Source organism: Moritella viscosa (assembly GCF_900120065.1).
Taxonomy (GTDB): Bacteria; Pseudomonadota; Gammaproteobacteria; order Enterobacterales; family Moritellaceae; genus Moritella; species Moritella viscosa.
Genome location: NZ_FPLG01000033.1, coordinates 19278 through 38690, shown reverse-complemented (window position 1 = coordinate 38690; position 19413 = coordinate 19278). Strand labels below are relative to the sequence as shown.

Annotated in this window: 18 protein-coding genes; 10 read left to right on the top strand and 8 right to left on the bottom strand. The window is 40.3% G+C overall.

Annotated elements, in window-relative coordinates:
- Positions 1 to 123: 123 nt before the first annotated feature.
- The 5 genes from puuE to BT797_RS04630 all read left to right on the top strand — a co-directional run bounded on the left by puuE (position 124) and on the right by BT797_RS04630 (position 4373).
- Positions 124 to 1038 carry an allantoinase PuuE gene (gene puuE, locus BT797_RS04650; RefSeq protein ID WP_075471207.1) on the top strand — a complete coding sequence of 305 codons (915 nt, stop codon included), beginning with the start codon at positions 124 to 126 and terminating at the stop codon, positions 1036 to 1038.
- A 1-nt stretch (position 1039) separates the two neighbouring features.
- Positions 1040 to 1567 carry a 2-oxo-4-hydroxy-4-carboxy-5-ureidoimidazoline decarboxylase gene (gene uraD / locus BT797_RS04645; RefSeq protein ID WP_075471206.1) on the top strand — a complete coding sequence of 176 codons (528 nt, stop codon included), beginning with the start codon at positions 1040 to 1042 and terminating at the stop codon, positions 1565 to 1567.
- A 14-nt stretch (positions 1568 to 1581) separates the two neighbouring features.
- Positions 1582 to 2577, top strand: coding sequence for an allantoicase (gene alc / locus BT797_RS04640; RefSeq protein WP_075471205.1), 996 nt, complete (start codon positions 1582 to 1584; stop codon positions 2575 to 2577).
- 34 nt (positions 2578 to 2611) lie between these two features.
- Positions 2612 to 3130, top strand: a complete 519-nt coding sequence (locus BT797_RS04635; protein WP_075471204.1) for an ureidoglycolate lyase — start codon at positions 2612 to 2614, stop codon at positions 3128 to 3130.
- Positions 3131 to 3221: 91 nt separating this feature from the next.
- Entirely contained in the window at positions 3222 to 4373 is a 1152-nt protein-coding gene (locus BT797_RS04630; RefSeq protein WP_075471203.1) for a urate hydroxylase PuuD, read from the top strand.
- 69 nt (positions 4374 to 4442) lie between these two features.
- Here BT797_RS04630 and elbB read toward each other — a convergent pair whose 3' ends face one another.
- Positions 4443 to 5102, bottom strand: coding sequence for an isoprenoid biosynthesis glyoxalase ElbB (elbB, locus tag BT797_RS04625; RefSeq protein WP_244534135.1), 660 nt, complete (start codon positions 5100 to 5102; stop codon positions 4443 to 4445).
- Positions 5103 to 5202: 100 nt separating this feature from the next.
- Between elbB and BT797_RS04620 the strand changes: the two genes are divergently transcribed.
- Together BT797_RS04620 and BT797_RS04615 are read left to right on the top strand one after the other, a co-directional pair.
- Positions 5203 to 5781 carry a membrane lipoprotein lipid attachment site-containing protein gene (locus BT797_RS04620; RefSeq protein WP_075471202.1) on the top strand — a complete coding sequence of 193 codons (579 nt, stop codon included), beginning with the start codon at positions 5203 to 5205 and terminating at the stop codon, positions 5779 to 5781.
- 98 nt (positions 5782 to 5879) lie between these two features.
- Positions 5880 to 6452, top strand: coding sequence for an undecaprenyl-diphosphatase (locus BT797_RS04615; RefSeq protein WP_075471201.1), 573 nt, complete (start codon positions 5880 to 5882; stop codon positions 6450 to 6452).
- Between the two features lie 92 nt (positions 6453 to 6544).
- Here the strand turns inward: BT797_RS04615 and BT797_RS04610 are convergent, their stop codons facing one another.
- A complete protein-coding gene (locus BT797_RS04610; RefSeq protein WP_045109651.1) occupies positions 6545 to 7723 on the bottom strand; it encodes an HD-GYP domain-containing protein in 1179 nt (392 codons plus the stop codon).
- An 89-nt stretch (positions 7724 to 7812) separates the two neighbouring features.
- Positions 7813 to 8808 (bottom strand): TDT family transporter, encoded by a 996-nt coding sequence (locus BT797_RS04605; RefSeq protein WP_075471200.1) that lies wholly within the window; start codon positions 8806 to 8808, stop codon positions 7813 to 7815.
- Positions 8809 to 8905: 97 nt separating this feature from the next.
- On the opposite strand from BT797_RS04605, the gene BT797_RS04600 reads away from it, so the two are divergent.
- Positions 8906 to 9805 carry a LysR substrate-binding domain-containing protein gene (locus BT797_RS04600; protein WP_045109649.1) on the top strand — a complete coding sequence of 300 codons (900 nt, stop codon included), beginning with the start codon at positions 8906 to 8908 and terminating at the stop codon, positions 9803 to 9805.
- A 307-nt stretch (positions 9806 to 10112) separates the two neighbouring features.
- Positions 10113 to 10757: a TetR/AcrR family transcriptional regulator gene (locus BT797_RS04595; RefSeq protein WP_045109648.1), complete on the top strand. Its 645-nt coding sequence runs from the start codon at positions 10113 to 10115 to the stop codon at positions 10755 to 10757.
- 2 nt (positions 10758 to 10759) lie between these two features.
- Here the strand turns inward: BT797_RS04595 and BT797_RS04590 are convergent, their stop codons facing one another.
- Positions 10760 to 11692 (bottom strand): glycosyltransferase family 2 protein, encoded by a 933-nt coding sequence (locus tag BT797_RS04590; RefSeq protein WP_045109647.1) that lies wholly within the window; start codon positions 11690 to 11692, stop codon positions 10760 to 10762.
- 234 nt (positions 11693 to 11926) lie between these two features.
- On the opposite strand from BT797_RS04590, the gene BT797_RS04585 reads away from it, so the two are divergent.
- Positions 11927 to 13090 carry a glycosyltransferase gene (locus tag BT797_RS04585; RefSeq protein ID WP_045109646.1) on the top strand — a complete coding sequence of 388 codons (1164 nt, stop codon included), beginning with the start codon at positions 11927 to 11929 and terminating at the stop codon, positions 13088 to 13090.
- Positions 13091 to 13164: 74 nt separating this feature from the next.
- On the opposite strand, the gene guaD is transcribed toward BT797_RS04585, so the two are convergent.
- From guaD to xdhA, 4 genes are all read right to left on the bottom strand, one after another.
- Positions 13165 to 14472: a guanine deaminase gene (gene guaD, locus BT797_RS04580; RefSeq protein ID WP_075471199.1), complete on the bottom strand. Its 1308-nt coding sequence runs from the start codon at positions 14470 to 14472 to the stop codon at positions 13165 to 13167.
- Positions 14473 to 14560: 88 nt separating this feature from the next.
- On the bottom strand, positions 14561 to 15397 hold the full coding sequence (xdhC, locus tag BT797_RS04575) for a xanthine dehydrogenase accessory protein XdhC (protein ID WP_045109644.1): 837 nt from the start codon (positions 15395 to 15397) through the stop codon (positions 14561 to 14563).
- Positions 15398 to 15440: 43 nt separating this feature from the next.
- Positions 15441 to 17855, bottom strand: coding sequence for a xanthine dehydrogenase molybdopterin binding subunit (gene xdhB, locus BT797_RS04570; protein ID WP_075471198.1), 2415 nt, complete (start codon positions 17853 to 17855; stop codon positions 15441 to 15443).
- Complete coding sequence (gene xdhA, locus BT797_RS04565) at positions 17848 to 19293, bottom strand: xanthine dehydrogenase small subunit (protein WP_075471197.1); 1446 nt, start codon at positions 19291 to 19293, stop codon at positions 17848 to 17850. Before xdhA ends, xdhB begins: the two co-directional genes overlap by 8 nt.
- Positions 19294 to 19413: the final 120 nt, after the last annotated feature.

Below are 19413 nucleotides of genomic sequence, written 5' to 3'. Positions count from 1 at the left end.
TACATATTTATATGGATTTTGTATACAATAATTGCAATAATTGCAATAATTGTATAACAACGTGATTACTTATCTATAATTTAAAGAGTGATTAGCGAAATATACGCATAATAAGGAGTCATGATGACTGTTGCCTATCCCAGAGATCTTATTGGTTATGGCCAAAATGTGCCAAATGCCAACTGGCCTAACAAAGCACGCTTAGCTATCTCATTTGTTCTTAACTATGAAGAAGGTGGCGAACGTTGCGTATTACATGGTGATAGTGAATCAGAAGCTTTTCTATCCGAAATGCCCGGTGCAGTTCCTTTACAAGGTGTACGTAATCTCAGTATGGAGTCTTGCTATGAGTATGGCAGCCGTTCAGGTGTTTGGCGTTTGTTAAGTTTATTCGCTGACTATCAAATACCACTCACCGTATTTGCAGTTGCAATGGCCTTAGAAAGACACCCTGATGTAGCCAAAGCATTTGTTGCTGCAAACCACGAGATTTGTAGCCATGGTTATCGCTGGCTTGATTATCAATATACCGATGAATCCGAAGAGCGTGAACACTTACATAAAGCGATCGACATTATCAAAAGGCTAACAGGAAAACGTCCGACGGGTTGGTATACTGGCCGGTTGGGTCCTAACACCCGACGTTTGGTCGCTGAAGAAGGTGGTTTTCTATATGACTCAGACGCCTATGATGATGACCTACCGTATTGGGTTAAAGCCAACAATCAACCGCACTTGGTGATCCCTTATACCTTAGATGTGAATGATATGCGCTTTGCAACTCCACAGGGTTTTAATAGTGGCGAGCAATTCTTTCAATACTTAAAAGACAGCTTCGACACCCTTTATGCTGAAGGTGTTACATCACCAAAAATGATGTCAGTAGGGCTACATTGCCGCTTAATCGGCCGTCCAGGTCGCGTGGCATCATTAAAGCGCTTCTTAGATTACGTACAACAGCATGATGATGTGTGGCTATGTACTCGAGAACAAATAGCAAATCACTGGATCAAACATCACCCATATGAGGATGCGTAACATGACACATTTTAATACCTGCAAACCAAGTCAACTATCACAATCCGATTTTGTGGCTGTGTTTGCTGATATCTATGAACACAGCCCTTGGGTTGCAGAAGAAGCCTATCAACGACACCAACACCAAGGTATCGATATCGATATCGATGATATTGCCACATTACAGCAATGCATGGCGGACATTTTACTTGCGGCAGATCCTGAGCAACAACTTGCATTAATCAATGCCCACCCTGATTTAGCAGGTCGCGCAGCAGTTAATGGTGAACTTACCGCCGCATCAACCTCTGAACAAGCAGGTGCAGGAATAGATCAATGCACAGCTGAAGAGTTTACCCATTTCACACAACTCAATGATGCCTATAAAGCGAAATTTAATTTCCCTTTCATCAAAGCTGTGCGTGGTGCTAACCGTTTTTTAATCTTAGCGGACTTTAAACGTCGAATTCAAAATAATATCGACGCCGAGTTCAAACAAGCATTATTAGAAATAAACAAAATCGCCGCATTTCGTTTAAACGATTTATAACAAGGACGACTACAATGACTACTGAATTAAATTTTGACCGCCATATTAACCTTGCTGATGAAAAGCTCGGTGCGGAAGCTATTTTTGCAACGGATGATTTTTTTGCTGATAAGCAACGAATGCTAAAAACAGAAGCCGCCGTATTTGTACCCGATCTATATGATGAAAATGGTAAATGGATGGACGGTTGGGAATCTCGTCGTAAGCGCCATGAAGGTTATGATTACTGTATCGTTCGTTTAGGTTTACCTGGTTCAATTGAAGGTCTGAATATTGATACATCAAACTTTACTGGTAACTATGCGCCTTCAGCCTCTGTTGACGCCTGTTTTGTCGATGATGGTCAAGAACCAAAAGCAGAAACAGTATGGACAGAAATACTCGGTTCAGAATCATTACAAGGTGATAGTGAGCATTTATTTAGCCTAACAGGTGATGCTATTTATACCCATGTACGCCTTAACATTTATCCTGACGGTGGTGTTGCACGTTTACGCGTTTACGGTAAGCCAAGTATTAACTGGGATACTATCGGATCCGATCAAGAAATTGATTTAGCGGCAACAGTTAACGGTGGCCGTGCAATTGCTTGTAACGATGAACACTTTGGTGTGATGGGTAATTTATTGAACCCTGGTCGTGGTGTGAACATGGGTGATGGCTGGGAAACAGCACGCCGTCGTACACCGGGTAATGATTGGGTCATTATCGCATTAGGTAATAAGGGCAGTGTTGATCGTGTCGAAATCGATACAGCGCAATTTAAAGGTAATTTCCCAGATTCAGTCAATATCCAAGCCGCTTGTGTGGCTGGCGGTACCGAAGAGCAGATCCAAGCACAAAGCTTATTCTGGCGCGAACTGTTGCCAGCACAAAAACTATCTGCAGATAATATTCATAACTTTGAAAAACAAGTGAACTCGCTTGGTGATATTACTCACATTCGTGTAAATATTTATCCAGACGGTGGTATTAGCCGAGTACGTATGTTCGGTACTGTATCTAAATAATCACCACTATATTGTCAATATAAAGGACTTGCTGATGACTAATATTATTACACTTGAACCATTAACAGCAGAAGCGTTTAAACCTTACGGGGATGTGATCGCAACTACGGATCGTGATTATTTCATGATCAACAATGGGTCTACGCGTCGCTACCATCAGCTTGCCGATGTCGACACCGAAACAGAGGGTGGTCGTACGATCATTAGTATCTTTCAGGCAACACCATTAACTTATCCATTGTCGGTAAGCATGATGGAGCGCCACCCGTTAGGTTCACAGGCGTTTATTCCTTTATTTGGCAATGCGTATTTAATTTTAGTCGCCGCGCCAACCGGTGATCTAAAGCAAGAACGACTAGATAGTCAAACTATCCGTGGCTTTATCAGCGATGGGTCACAGGGTATTAATTATCACAAAGGTGTTTGGCACCACCCTATCCTCGCGTTAACAGATCAAGATCAATTCTTGATCGTCGATCGCGCAGGTCCGGGAAACAACTGTGAAGAAGTACATTTTACCGATGCTGAAACACGCATATTTGAAAAACAGTAAATGTATTTAAAGACACAATAATATTGTAATTCGCATTAACATATTTAATAAAGGCGTACTCGGTACGTAATTATAATAACAGGGAGTATTTATGGATCCGCATATTACGGAATGGCTGAATCTTGCGATTCGATGGATGCATATGATTTTTGGTATCGCTTGGATCGGTGCCTCATTCTATTTTGTATGGCTAGAAAACCATCTTAATCGCATCAACCCAAAAACGGGTTTAGCTGGTGACCTTTGGGCTATTCATGGCGGTGGTATTTACCACTTAGAAAAGTACAAACTTGCGCCAGCAAAAATGCCTGAAACACTACATTGGTTTAAATGGGAAGCGTACACAACTTTCCTTAGCGGTATCTCACTGTTAACCGTCGTATATTACTTTAATGCGCAATCGATGCTGATTTCACCCGAATCAGGCTTAACTGAATGGCAAGGTATTGCAATTGGTATCGCGACAATTGTGGTTGGCTGGATTGTTTATCATTTATTATGTGAGTCACCATTAGCTCAGAAACCCGCATTAATGGGCGCAGTGCTGATGTTAATGATCATTGCCGTAGCGTATGGCCTATCACTGGTATTCACAGGTCGTGCAGCCTATATCCATGTTGGCGCGATGATAGGCTCGATCATGGTCGGCAACGTGTTCTTTGTTATTATGCCGGGACAACGAAAAATGATTGCGGCAGTATCGAAAGGTGAACAACCCGACCCGAAAGATCCAGCAAAGGCACTATTACGTTCGCGTCATAATAACTACTTAACATTACCTGTGTTATTCATCATGATCAGTAATCACTTCCCAAGTACCTATGGGAGTGAATATAACTGGTTAATATTAGCGGCAGTATCAATTATCAGTGTGTTAGTGCGTCATTATTTCAATACGCGTCACCAACATCAGAAATACGCATGGACATTACCGTTCGCCGCTTTTGCCATGATCACGTTAGCGTTTGTGACGAAACCAACAGTCGATAACAGCGCACCACAAGTCGCATTTAGTGAAGTACAAAGTATTGTCGCAGAACGTTGCGCCGTATGCCATGCAACCGCAGGTGTTGCACCGATGGCTGGTGTACACCTTGATACAGCTGAAAATATTAAGCTAAATTCAGACCGAGTGTTGTCGGCAGTACGTAACCGCGTTATGCCCCAAGGCAATATCACTAAAATGACCGATGATGAACGTACCGTCGTGATAAACTGGATAAACCAAGGCGCAAAAATATAAGCGCTAACAAATAATACGATGAGGGTCCAATTCATGATGAATGAACTGAGCCCTCCTTTTATATCCGTTTTATACCCGTTCTAATACTGCCGACACGAGTTTAGTTGCACCAGCATAGATATCACTGATACTAGCATCAAGCATGTAACAAGGTGTTGTCACTAAATTGTTTTTTTCGTCTATTACGATTTCAGCGTGATTGGTTTTATGATGAGTTGCTCCCATAGTAACGACCGCATTCGCAACCCCTTCGTCCTGACCAATCGTGAGTTCAGCATTTGGTAGCAATTTAGCAAGTAAAACAGGCGCGATACAAAGCGCACCAATCACTTTATGCAGACTGTGCATACTCCGAATGGCTTGCTCGACATCCGCATTAATCACACAGTCTGGGCCATTGATGGCAAAATCAGATAAATTTAATGCTGCGCCAAAACCACCAGGAAGAATAATAGCGTCAAATTCTGATGCCTGAAACTCTGTGAGCGGCTTAATCTCACCACGTGCGATACGAGCAGATTCAACCAACACGTTACGTTGTTCATCCATTTCTTGCTGTTTGTAGTGATCTTGTACTTTGGTTTGAATTATATCAGGTGCAAAACAATGGTATTCCGCATCATTTAAATCTAATGCTAATAACGTTAATACCGACTCATTAATTTCACTACCATCTTGAAATCCACACCCAGATAATACTACCGCGACTTTTTTACTCGTTGCCATCATACACTCCTAGCCCTTGATAATTAATAGATTAGATTGAATAACTGATATCTTCATGTATCATAATGTATCACTAAGTAGATAAATGCAAAAAGGAATTGCAATGCGCAAATTAATTATCATATTCACGAGTATATTGGCCTTAAGTGGTTGTCAGTTATTATCAGATCCTAATGCTTTACTGCAAAATGGTAACACTTTAACTAACTCATCATTAGATATCGCAATCGAAGCAAACGAAGAATACACTTACCAAGGACAATATCATTATGAAGAATTTTATAAATTCGACAATGATGTAGGTGGAACCGTACATGTAGGTAATCTAGCGGTATATCAAAATGCGAATACACACACCTTCGTAATGGTACATAAAAAAACATGTAATCATCGCTGTACGTTCTCAACAACATCAAATGTTGAAGAAGATGAGTCACCATCTAGCTTTTGGGTTTCAGGTCGAAAAATATTTAAACGAAATGGGAAAATGAATCTATCAAAAAATTCCGATATTATTGAACTCCTGACATTTAAAGATAAAGAGTTTCACAATGAAAACATCTTTAATACAAGTGGTTACACTAGTGCTTTAGGTAACTCTTACTTTCAAGTCTTAGTTGCAACACCGATAGGGCAACCAATGGTGAAAGTAAAAGATGTTATAACACTATCTGAAATATAATAGTAAAATAAGCATCCATACAATATTTTATACTTAAACTGAACATTACTTCACAATAAAGGTCTTATCGTTGATATTCATTTAGATAAGACCTTTTCATGCAACAATTAAACAACTTACTCTTTTCTGCAATTAATCAATTTGCTGGCCAAAACCAACTCTTTGACTACTTTTTCATTTTCTTCGCAGAAGGCATGCCTTATGTCTTTATCGCATTGGTTATGATTTTATGGTTTCGCAGTAAAGAGCAATCGAAGCGTTATCTTATTGGTGCAACACTGACTTCTGTTGTTGGTATCGCGATTAATACACTTATTGCTCAGGTTTATTTCCACCCTCGCCCTTTTATGAACAATTTGGGTACAACACTTGTTGAACACGCTGCAAATTCATCATTCCCCTCTGATCACACCACATTTATGTTTTGTATTGCATTTAGTTTATTGCTTCATCAAGCAACAAGAAAATTGGCGTTTGGGTTAACGGTATTAGCTGTAATAGGTGGGTTATTTCGTGTGTATATTGGCGTGCATTTTCCTTTCGACATTGCCGCAGCATCCGTTGTAAGTGTATTCTCAGCCATAATGCTGCATGCAGTCAGACATAAATTAGTCGTCTATTATAACGTTATTATTTCCATTAATGACCGTTTAACAAGGCGAGTTCTATAAATAAGAATAAAAAGCTAATAATGAAACCAGCAGCACGTTTCGGTTGCTGGTAATTTCTGTAACACATTGTTATTAATGGTAGTGGTAAATGATTACGCTTCGCTGACTAAAAATCGCATTATTTCTTCCATATCTAAATCAAAATCATCCGCTCTCACCGACTCTGAAATTTCATCATCAGCCATAGATAAGTCAATCCGATTTGTTAGTTCAAAATCCTGTTTATCTAAGCTATAAAACGAATTCACTTTAGGTCTAATAGGATCTGCTTTGTTATAACCTTCGACAATTGCCAAACGATTGGAGTTTAGTTTTACCAGAGAACCAACTGGGTAGACACCCATACATTTAATAAAAGCATGCACTAAGTCCAAATCCAATTGTCCGTCTTGAGCCAGACTACGCAGAATACCGAATGATTTTAGCTGGGTTAACCCTTCTTTATAACAGCGGTTTGCAGTGAGTGCATCATAGATATCACAGATAGAAAGCATACGGCCAAATCGAGATATTTGTTGTCCTATCAGACCATATGGATAGCCTTCTCCATTTAACTTTTCATGGTGTATGGCCGCAACATCCGAGCTAATTTTAGAAATACCAGGAATAGATTTAATAATATCGATGGAATGATTCACATGTAGTTTCATAATTCCAAACTCATCGGATGTCAGTTTACCCGGTTTATTTAAAATGTGGTCTGGTGTACGTATCTTACCTATATCATGTAAAAATGCACCAATAGCCAGTTCTCTGATCACTGTTTTATCAATACCAAGATAACGAGAAAATAACGCCATTAACATAGAGACAGAAAATGAATGCTCTAACAAATATTCATCTTTGTTGCGAATATTAATCGCGCACATTAATGCATCAGAATCAGTAAATAAGGTATCGATTAATTCTGTGGTGAGCGTTTTAACTGAACAAAGATCAATTTCTAATCCTTCTTCAATATGCTTAAATATTTTCTTTTGTACGTCTTTAGAGGTCGAGATCAGCGCTTTGGCTTGCGTCATCTTCACCTTGAATTCATGTTTACGCTTAGTCTCAATTGAATTAAGGGTTACAGCATCCGCGGCCATTTGAGCGTCAAACTTTTCGGTATCAACTAATACCCGTTGAATTCCCAATTCAATAAGCTTATTAATCACTACTTCGTTTTTAACCCATTCAGATTGAGTAAGCCTGAAACTGCCTGTTTGAAGGGTTATTTTTTCGATGTAAGCACCAATAGTGATACAGGTAATATCTTGCTCTATAAGCATAATGTGTAACTCAAGAAAGGAAATTGTTTTAGCAAATTCTACTCTATCACCATATAACGTGTAAATATACCAAATAACAAACCACTTATTTATACAGTTACTAGTATCTGCGTTTTATGCACAAGATACATATCTTGTAATTTAGCTACCAAACATTTTATGTAACAGGCACTAACCCAAGTAACGACAGCTGTTGCAGCCCATAATTCAAATAAGGCAATCACGTGTAATTGAGTGATATAGTGCTCAGCAATACCGACACTTTTAAACCAATCACCTGTGCTATAAAGCGCTTTAGCACTGCTCACTAAAGGAAAAGTAAAAGCGGCAAAACCAGGACTAAACGTTAAACGCGATAGATGTAATAACGCCATATAAGTAACAACCGTCATCAATAAGGCAATCCCCAATAACACCGCCACAATAATCGGTGACGGTTTCGTCACAAAAGCCAAGTATCCAGTTAGACATAAACTAGCAGGGGCAGCTAATAACGCAATAGATGGTTTTGCGCCAGTCTGCACTTTTTCACCAAAAATAAGTCGGTTAAGCATGATAGGTAATAAAATTGCGTAATTGATAATACCAAAAACTAAAATAGCGTAGCAGATAGGTTCAAATTTCTCCGGCTGAGGACAAGTAAATACCGCAACAATCAAACCAATTGGTGGCACAAACCAACTCGGCACCATATGCTGTAATTGCATGTCTTGAAAACGGTGATAGAGAAACACCACCAAAAACACCAAATGAACAATGATAGCAGCCAACCATATGGTCGTAGATAGCGCTGGTGATGACGTAATTAACGAATTTGATACCACCATGGTCGCCATTGCAAATGTTGGTACAACACTACCAACAACGTGATGAGAAAGGTCATTCCATAACGTTTTTGGATGAATAATAAAACGCAATAATAAAGAGAACAGGATCCCAGCAGCAACACCCGCAGTCATGGTCTGGATATAACCATTAAAACCATACACCAACTCCCATAACCCCCCCAGTGACGAAATACCTAAAGCAAGACCTGCGGCTGGAGTTGGCAATAGTTTAAAGTTAATTCTAATTTGGTTTAACATAATGCACCTCTCTTGTTGATGCAGCCATTATAAACATAGCCATTCGTTAATAAAATATGTATATTTTAAACATAAAGTTAAGAAAAGTTGAACGTATATGAATTTATCATTAAAACAATTACGTGTATTTGTTGCTGTCAGCCAACATCAAAGCATCACCCACGCCGCAAAAAGTTTATTTCTAACCAAAGCGGCCGTGAGTATGGCATTAAGTGAACTTGAGAATCAATTAAGCCAGCAATTATTTGATCGTACCAATAACCGTTTACACCTCAACCCATATGGTCAACGTTTATTACCTATCGCCGATGAGTTACTGCACCGCGCAGCTAGTATTGATACCTTGTTCCAGCAATCAGGGCAGCTTATTGGCGATCTAGCCATTGGTGCAAGCGAGACGATTGGTAACCAGATATGTCCTTGGTTAATTGCACAATTTAGACAACAAACAGAGCATACTCAACAAACACTGCATATCAGTAACAGCGCCAACATTGCTAAAATGATATTAAGTTATCAATTAGATATAGGTCTTATCGAAGGTGATGTTAAGCACAATGACATTGAAAAAACGCCTTGGATAACAGATGAAATGTGTATCATTGCAGCATCAAATCACCCTCTACAAGAAAAAACAGCATTGCAGCTAACAGACTTAACCGACAATGCTTGGGTGTTACGCGAATCAGGCTCAGGCAGTCGCGCATTCTTTGATAATCATATTGCACCCGCAGTTCAACAATGGCAGCTCGCTTATCAGCTTAATTCAATTGAAGCACAACTCAACTTTGTCGCAGCGGGACTCGGACTAGCCTGCGTATCTAAATTCAGTGCGACCCATGCGTTAGCAAATAAACGAGTAAAAATATTACCACTCGATACAAAACTAGAACGACAATACAAAATCATTATGCATAAACAAAAATTCAAAAGTGAGTTAATTACAGCGTTTATCAGGTTCAGTCAACAATGGGATGGTAGTGAATTAATGAGCTAAAAAAAGGAGTAGCAATTGCTACTCCTGTCGTAATATTGAATTAAATTATTACGCCTGCTATATATCCAACCTAGCTGGAAACAACAGGATAAAGTATACTTACTTTTTTGATAAAAAATTCAAATAGCGATAGCTAGACAATCGGTAGAAAGGAATAAAATACCGTTGCCAAATAAGTAAACATTGTACTCAAAGCTTGAGTAATCGTGCCGAGACTATTAAACAAAAACCTGACCACGGGGTCAAGTTATTTTATGGCATTATTGTAAAATAATTTATAAGTAACTGCGAAGGGATTAATATAAGAATGTCTACCATACGGAAGAAAAACGAAGGAAAGATTTTAAAGGCTGCCAGTCAGGTGTTTGCCAATGAAGGTTATGCAGCAACAAAAACCATCGATATCGCGAAACTTGCCGGTGTGCCTAAGGCCAACGTCTATTATTATTTTGGTAATAAAGAGACGTTATACTCTGCAGTATTGGAAACGATCATCGAGCCATTACTCAGTGCAACCCTCCCTATCGAAACCATCAGTAATCCCGCTATCGCATTAACCGAATATATCAAAACAAAGCTTACTATTTCTCGAGATTACCCTTATGCTTCCAAAGTATTCGCCAATGAAATCATGCGTGGTTCGCCATTGCTTTCTCCTGAAATAAGACAGCGTTTAATGAATCAGAGTACTTTTTTGCTCGATAAATTTACGCTGTGGATTGAGGCTGGTCAGATGGACAACGTATCACCACACCATCTGCTATTCATGATCTGGTCTTCAACCCAAACTTATGCTGACTTTAGTTGGCAGATCAATGCGGTAATGGGGAAAACATCACTAACAGCAAGTGATTATGACGATGCTGCACACCTGATCAGCCAACTTGTACTAAAAGGCTGCAACGTGAAGCCTTGTGACGAAGTGACGGCCACTACAGCACCAACTAAATAACGCTAGACAATAGGGCTCAGAAGTAATTTTTTAATGTCTCCCAAGCCATTTTTTATGCGTCTAATTTGAGGGTTAAGCAAAAAAGCATAACCCTCATAACACAGCGCAGTGATGAATTTCTTTTGCGTACGATAATAGTCGGCGTACCCTTCTTTCAATTTTGCATCAGCCAATGCAAATGTATGCCGACTTAATCCAATATCACGTTGCTTATAGTCTGTAATAATATATTCAATACATTCAAGGTGTTGTAAACGTTTACTATCTGTTTGAGTAATAGAATCACTCCGCATAAGGTAACCTGTGTAACTTTTCGTTAATACCGCGACTTCAAAGTTCTCACATATTTTTAGCCACAATTGCCAATCTTCACAATAACTCATTCCAGTATTGAATAAACCGACAGTCTCAAATACAGAGGCTTTAACCATCACTGTCGATGTACCGACAACATTATGACCTAATACTTGCGCTAACGGTTGATTGATATGATAAGTCGGCGTACTGATGTCAGTAAATTGATTCCAATAACCGAAGCAATCAACAATGTATTGATATTGTTCATTAACGTGATCATAGTTGGTAAACGACATAGCAATGTTCGGGCTTGCTTCATGTAATGCTAGCTGCGCTAATAATTTATTTGGATACCAATAATCATCCGCATCTAAAAAAGCGATATACTCACCACTCGCTTCTTCTATAGCAAGATTACGCGCACCAGCGGCGCCCACACCATTCGCCGTAATCACATTAACGCAAGGCTCTCTCTGACTTAGCAAGGCTAGATATTCTGCGCTACCATCATTACTATTATCATTAATAATGATAATTTCAATATCAGTTCTATTTTGCTGAAAAATACTACTTATCGCTTTCGGCAAGTATTCCAAACAGTTATAGCTAGGAATAACCACAGAAACTGCATATATCATAACATCACTCCTTATGTTATCTGCCAACGCTTTATTTTCAGAACACCAAAGAAACCATTTATCCGTTCACTAAAGAAACAATCACATTTATATATACTATCATTCTGTATAGGCTTTACTTTGATGATGCAATTAAGAGTAGTTAAGAAATTAATTTTTGAATGAAAAACAACAGTATTACATTCATTGGAATAAAAGTAAGGGCGTTTAAATGCAACAGGTAAGGATATTAGAATGAAAAAAGTGGCATTTTTAGCCCCTTCATATCCAGTACTCACTGAAACATTTATTCGTACCGAAGTTGACTCAGTCAGTGCATATGGCCATGAAGTTTGTGTCATGACATTTACCAAATACCACGACTGTGGCGAGTTTGAATATGATATTCATGTTATCGGTGCAAAAGCTTATTTCTCACTAATCTCCACACTTAGTCCAATCGGTATAATGAGAGCCCTGCACTTTATTGCAAAGCAACGTGCAATGCCCAAATTATCCTTATTTCGATACAGCTTAAGACTCGCGCTCCAAATGCGTAAAGAAGGCGTCAGTCATGCTCATGCACACTTTGCTCAACACACCTGCGCCCACGCAATAGTGGCAGCAAAAATGATGGATATCACCTGTTCTTTTGTTGCCCATGGTCACGATATTTATGAAACACCTTATGATGTAAATTTAAAAATACACAACAGTAACTTTGTCGTTGCCGTTTGCAAAGACATGGAAGAAGATCTAAAAAAGGTCAACCATAATAAAATTAGACTATTACACTGCGGCGTCAAAACGAATGAATTTAAGCCCCCTTCCCCCCCCTCAGAAAAGCAACATGAACTTAGCCCATTACGATTGATTTTTTTAGGCCGACTAGTCGAGCAAAAAGGCATTAATTACCTTATTCAAAGCCTGCACGAGCTACATCATCATTACTCAGTCACATTGGATATTGTTGGGGATGGAGATCAATTATCAAATTTAAAACAGCAGGTAGAACACTTAGGTTTATCAAAACTTGTACATTTCCTTGGTGCGAAATCACCGCGCTGGGTTAGTCATAATCTCTCTAGGTTTGACTGTTTAGTTGCGCCATTCTGTATTTCACGATCTGGCTGTGTCGATACAGGACCTCTCGTGCTCAAAGAAGCTATGGCGGTTGGCATTCCAGTAATAACAACAGACCTAATGGGCTGTAAAGAGATTGTAGCGCCAGGAACAGGACTGATAGTAAAACAAAAAAATACCCAAGCGCTGAGCCAAGCGATTACCGAGTTTATCAACTACCCAGCAGAAAAACGTCAAGATATGGGACGCTTGGCACGATTAAATATAGAAAATAATTTTGATGCATTGAATCAAGCAAAAAGCCTGTCACATTGGATTGAGAACTGTGCAAGATAACCTGAAGATAAGATAAAAACGCACACCTTCCAGTATACGTTTGCATCTTAATTTAACACATTCACGCTTAGCGATTAAAGACTGCTATAACGATTTTCACCATACACGTAGGTTTCGCATACAACACGATCATCACCCATCAACATTAACGCAAATAGGGTTTCTTCTAATGACGTTGAATTGTCCATACGGAACTTCAGTAACGGTGTCGCGGCTAAATCAAGTACCACGAAATCAGCTTCTTTACCGACTGCTAGGTTACCAATTTGGTCTTCTAAACGTAATGCCTTCGCACCGCCTAATGTCGCTAAATATAATGATTTAAACGGGCTTAACGCCTTGCCCTGCAGCTGTAATACCTTATACGCTTCATTCATGGTTGATAATAATGAGAAACACGTACCCGCGCCTACATCCGTACCCATGCCCACATTAATACCAAACGCTTCTAGACGTGGTAAATCCAATAGACCAGAACCTAAGAATAAGTTTGACGTTGGACAGAATGCAACCGCAGATCCTGTATCAGCTAAGCGCTGACATTCGCTGTCACACAAGTGAATACTGTGGGCAAATACCGAGCGTTCACTTAACAGACCATGATGGTCGTAAACGTCTAAATAATTGGCTCGTTCTGGAAATAACTCTTTAACCCACTCAATCTCTTTTAAGTTTTCTGATAAATGCGTGTGCATATACAGATCAGGATATTCACTTAACAAACGCGCAGCAACATCAAGCTGCTCAGGCGTACTTGTCGGGGCAAAACGAGGCGTAACCGCATAATGTAAACGCCCTTTTTGATGCCAGCGCTCGATTAGCTCTTTACTGTCTTCATAGCAACTTTCAAGAGTATCAGTTAAGAAATCAGGTGCATTACGATCCATCATCACTTTACCGCAGATGATACGTAAGTTACGCAACTCTGCTTGGGTGAAGAAGCTATCAACCGATTGTTTGTGTACAGTACCGAATACTAACGCGGTCGTTGTACCGTTACTCATTAACTCTTGTAAGAAGATTTCAGCAACTTTAGTCGCATGCTCGGGGTCACCAAACTTACTCTCTGCTGGAAAAGTATAATTATTTAACCAATCCAGTAATTGTTCACCATACGACGCGATCATGCCCGTTTGTGGGTAATGCACATGGGTATCGATGAAGCCCGATGTGATGATCTTATTTTCATACACTTTAACATCGATATCGCTATTTTCATTCGCTAGAATTTCATCTGCGTTACCGATTGCTTGTACGACACCATCTTCAATAATCATGGCACCGTCAGCAAAATATTCGTACGAATTTTCCATACCGATTTTATCAGGATCGCCAATACTATGTAATATTGCTGACCGGTATGCTGTTCGAATTGTACTCATTTAAAAATTTCCTTCATTATGCTTCTGCATTATATCTCACGCTATCCTAATACTCTGATGATAGCGTGTCTATAATATACTGTATATATTAGGCTAACTTAGCAATTTCACTGTTGACTTGCACTAGATTAGGTTTTTGTTTGTTTTCTAACGCTCTGCCTTGATAGGTTGCAATTAATTCACCGGCAACCGAAATCGCGATCTCAGCAGGATGTTTACCCACCACCGCACTAATCCCAATCGGACAGATCATTTGATTTATTTGGGTATCAGTAAAATCACGTGCCCGTAGTCGATATTGGAAACGTTTTTTCTTTGTTTGCGAACCAATCATGCCAAAATATTTCGCATCACCACGCTTCAAAATTGCCTTGGCTAAGTCAAAATCAAGTTGATGATTATGCGTCATCACTAGATAGTAACTGCCTTTTGCCATATCGAGAACATCGCCTGCAGGATCATCACTGACTAACTTCGTGACATTATCAGGTAACAGCGCCGGAAATTGTTCTTCGCGTTGGTCGATCCAAGTGACCCTAAATGGCAGTGTCGCGACAACATGCAGCAAGGCTTTAGCCACATGTCCAGCACCAAACACCACTAAATGATGTAGTGACTGCCCAATCGGTTCAAACATCAAGGTCGCACTACCACCACAGCATTGCCCTAAGCGAGCACCTAAATCAAAACGCTCCACGACCAGTGCATCTTTACCTTCAGCTAGCATCTCACGCGCCATTTTAGTCGCGAGATGCTCTAAATGACCACCGCCAATGGTGGCATACTGTTGGTCCTGCGTGATCAGCATTTTCGTACCTGAATCACGGGGGGTTGAACCGTGATGTTCAAGTACTGTGATCATGATACACACTTCACCACGCTGCTTTAATTCTGCAAGTGGATCAATCCAATTGTCTTTAAACATCACCAATCTCCTTGTTAAACAGTACTCTTGCATGATTAACAGGCTACACAGTTACACTTACTACTTCAGACTCAACAACCTGAGTGCGCTTAGCCTCGTCAAACTTATAATGCTCTGCATCCTGCACAGCCCATAACACTCGCTCTGGTGTTGCAGGCGTATCGAGATGCGGTACATATTGATGGTCAGCCACACTCGCAACCGCATCACGCAATGCGCTCCACACTGACATGCTTAACATAAACGGCGGTTCACCCACTGCTTTTGAGTTATAAACGGTCTGTTCTGGGTTGCTGCGGTTTTCAACCAAGTGCGTTCTAAAATCAATTGGCGTATCTGCAATAGCAGGAATTTTGTAACCCATAGGGCCATTGGTCGCTAACTTACCTTTGTCATTCCATACTAATTCTTCAGTGGTTAACCACCCCATGCCTTGAATAAAACCACCTTCAATTTGGCCGATATCAATATCAGGATTCAGTGACGCACCAACATCATGTAGGATATCTACACGCAGCGTTTTATATTCACCCGTTAAGGTATCCACCAACACTTCTGAACACGATGCACCATAGGCGAAGTAATAAAATGGGCGCCCTTTCGCTGTCGCGTGATCATAATAGATTTTAGGCGTTTTATAGAAGCCAGTACTAGATAGCGAAATCTGGTTAAAATAAGCGAGTTGGATTAAGTCAGAAAATGTCATGACCTGTTCACGGATCGTCACCGTATTATTACTAAAGATAATCTCTTCGTCTGTCACACTAAAGTGCGCTACACAAAAATCAATCAAACGTTGCTTAATAGTGCGTGCTGCATTTTGTGCAGCTTTACCATTTAAGTCGGTGCCTGATGATGCAGCAGTCGGTGAAGTATTAGGTACTTTGCTGGTATTCGCCGAGGTAATTTGAATGTGCTCAATATCTACTTGGAATTCTTGCGCGACAATTTGCGCCACTTTAGTATTAAGCCCTTGGCCCATTTCGGTCCCACCGTGACTTAGCTGCATACTGCCATCAGTATAAACATGCAGTAATGCACCCGCTTGGTTCAAGAAGGTAGCCGTAAACGAAATACCAAATTTAACAGGTGTTAACGAGATACCTTTTTTCAAAATGGGACTATTTTTATTGTATTCATCAATCGCTTTACGACGCGCTGCATACTCACTTGTTGCTTCAAGCTCTGCAACCAAGTCATGAATAAAGTTATCTTCTACTTTTTGGTAGTAATGCGTAACGTTTCTGTCTTCGATGCCATAAAAGTTTACTTTACGTACATCTAATGGATCTTTACCTAATTTGCCGGCAATTTCATCCATAATATGTTCAATAGTCATCATACCTTGAGGACCACCAAAACCACGGAATGCGGTATTTGATGCAGTATTAGTTTTGCAACGGTGACCAGTGATTGTCGCATCACCTAAATAGTAGGCATTATCTGAGTGGAACATCGCACGGTCAGTGATCGAACTTGATAGATCCGGTGAATAACCACAGTTACTGGCCACGATGATTTCAATACCATTTATTTGGCCATCATCATTAAAACCAACTTTGTATTGATTAAAGAAAGGATGACGTTTACCTGTCATCATCATATCTTCAACACGTGGTAAGCGGATCTTAGTTGGCCGCCCCGTTAACTTAGCAAATACCGCGCATAAACATGCAGGTCCCGCGGCTTGGGTTTCTTTACCACCAAAACCACCTCCCATACGGCGCATATCAATCACGACTTTATGCATAGGTACGCCAATCACTTCGGCAACCAGTTTCTGTACTTCAGTGGGATTTTGCGTTGATGCATACACGATCATGCCACCATCTTCCGTTGGCATCACTGATGCAGCTTGCGTTTCTAAATAGAAATGCTCTTGGCCACCAATATGAATACTACCTTCTAAAATATGCTTAGCTGCTGACAATGCTGCAGCCGAATAACCGCGTTTCTGTTCATGCGATTCAGTCACAAAGCTCTTTTTGGCTAATGCTTCTTCCACATCTAAAATCGCAGGTAGCTCTTCGTATTCAATAATTGCCGCTTGTGCCGCTTGACGTGCAATCTCCATCGAATTTGCCGCGACAGCAATCACGGCCTGACCCAGATACTCTACTTTACCATCGGCTAATAATGGGTCGCCCGGTAAAATTGCACCAATATCTAACTCGCCAGGAACATCTTTGGCTTCAATAGCTAATTCCACACCATCAAATTCATAACACGGTATTAAATCAATTTTCGTAATATTAGCATGTGCCACATCACTCATGCGTACATACACATGTAACTGATTAGGATATTCAAGACGATCGTCGACATAAACCGCTTCGCCCGTCACCTGAATACCTGCACTGTCGTGTTTTACATTTTGGCCCACACCAGTCTTGATTGAACGATTCGCTTGCGCTAACAATTGCAGCTGTGATAATTGCACTTTATTGTGATTAGACATAAGACGTTACCCGCGTTTCAATTGTTGTATTTTGCTGTTCTAAATAAAATTTCTTCAGTAAATTCTTAGCTGCTAGTGAACGATATTCTTTACTTGCACGAAAATCGGATAAGGGTGAAAAATCTTTATCTAACGCTTGCATCGCCGTATAAATACTGCCGTATTCCCACGCAGCACCCAGTAATATCTTCTCAGCATGTTGCGCACGCATCGGCGTCGCAGCCATCCCCCCAAATGCTAAACGCACATCCGTAATAACATTATTTTTCAGGGTTATATTAAATGCAGCTAACACAGCTGAAATGTCATCATCAATACGTTTTGATAGTTTGTAAATACCGAATACTTGTTCTGACATCGGTAATGGAATGATAATTTTGGTAATAAATTCAGCTGCTTTCTGTGCTGTTATCTTATAACCAATAAAGTAGTCTTCTATATCCATTAAGCGCACATCATCGCCGCAACGTAATTCAACTTGTGCATTCAACGCGATTAACGCTGGCGGCGTATCACCAATTGGCGATGCGTTACCTATATTGCCACCAATCGTGCCTTGGTTACGGACTTGCAGCGAAGCAAAGCGGTGTAGTAATTCACCAAAATCAGGGAAGTATAATGCTAAGGTGCTGTAACTATCCGTTAAGCTGCGTGCTGCACCAATTTCGATATGGGTATCAGTCACACTGATGTCTTTCATTTCAGCCACGTTGCCAACCGAAATCAAGGTATTAATAGGACGATGGAATTGGGTTACTTCCAAAGCTAAATCTGTACCACCAGCAACAATACGAGCATCAGGGTATTTAACTAATAACGCCGCTAAATCAGCCACATTATCAGGCAAGTAAGATGATTGACCGTTACCCGTTAATTCTTGTGTCCCGCTGCGATCAATAGTATTAAGTTTCGCAACAGTTTCACTTTCTAGGCGTTCAAACGCATCAACAATATGGTCTTGCTCTGCCAACGCCATTGCAGAATCAATAATAGAGCGATAACCAGTACAACGACATAGGTTACCTGCTAATGCTTCAAAAATAGCATGCTTGTCGGCTGACGGGGTATTCTTGCTTAATGCAAACATCGACATGACAAACCCAGGGGTACAATAACCACATTGGGTACCGTTAAAATCAACAAGTGCTTGTTGCACCTGATGTAAGGCACCGTCTTTTGATTTTAGATCTTCGACCGTGATCAATTGCTTACCATGCAATGCGGATATAAACGTAATACACGCATTTACTGATGTATAGCGGATCTGCCCATCGACAACATCACCAAGTACAACGGTACATGCACCGCAGTCTCCTGATGCACAACCTTCTTTAGTACCTTTCTTCGCTTCTTCCTGGCGTAAAAAATTAAGCACCGTGGTGTTGGGTGAAAGGTCAGATACCTGACACATCTTTTGGTTAAGTAGAAACTTAATCAAGTCGTACCTCCTGCGTTATTCCGTAACATTGACATTGACATTAATTGCTATTATTTTTTATTATTAGCTGTGTTTTGACTGACTAATCGAGCCCGCCAGACTAAAAACCTGACTCGAGAG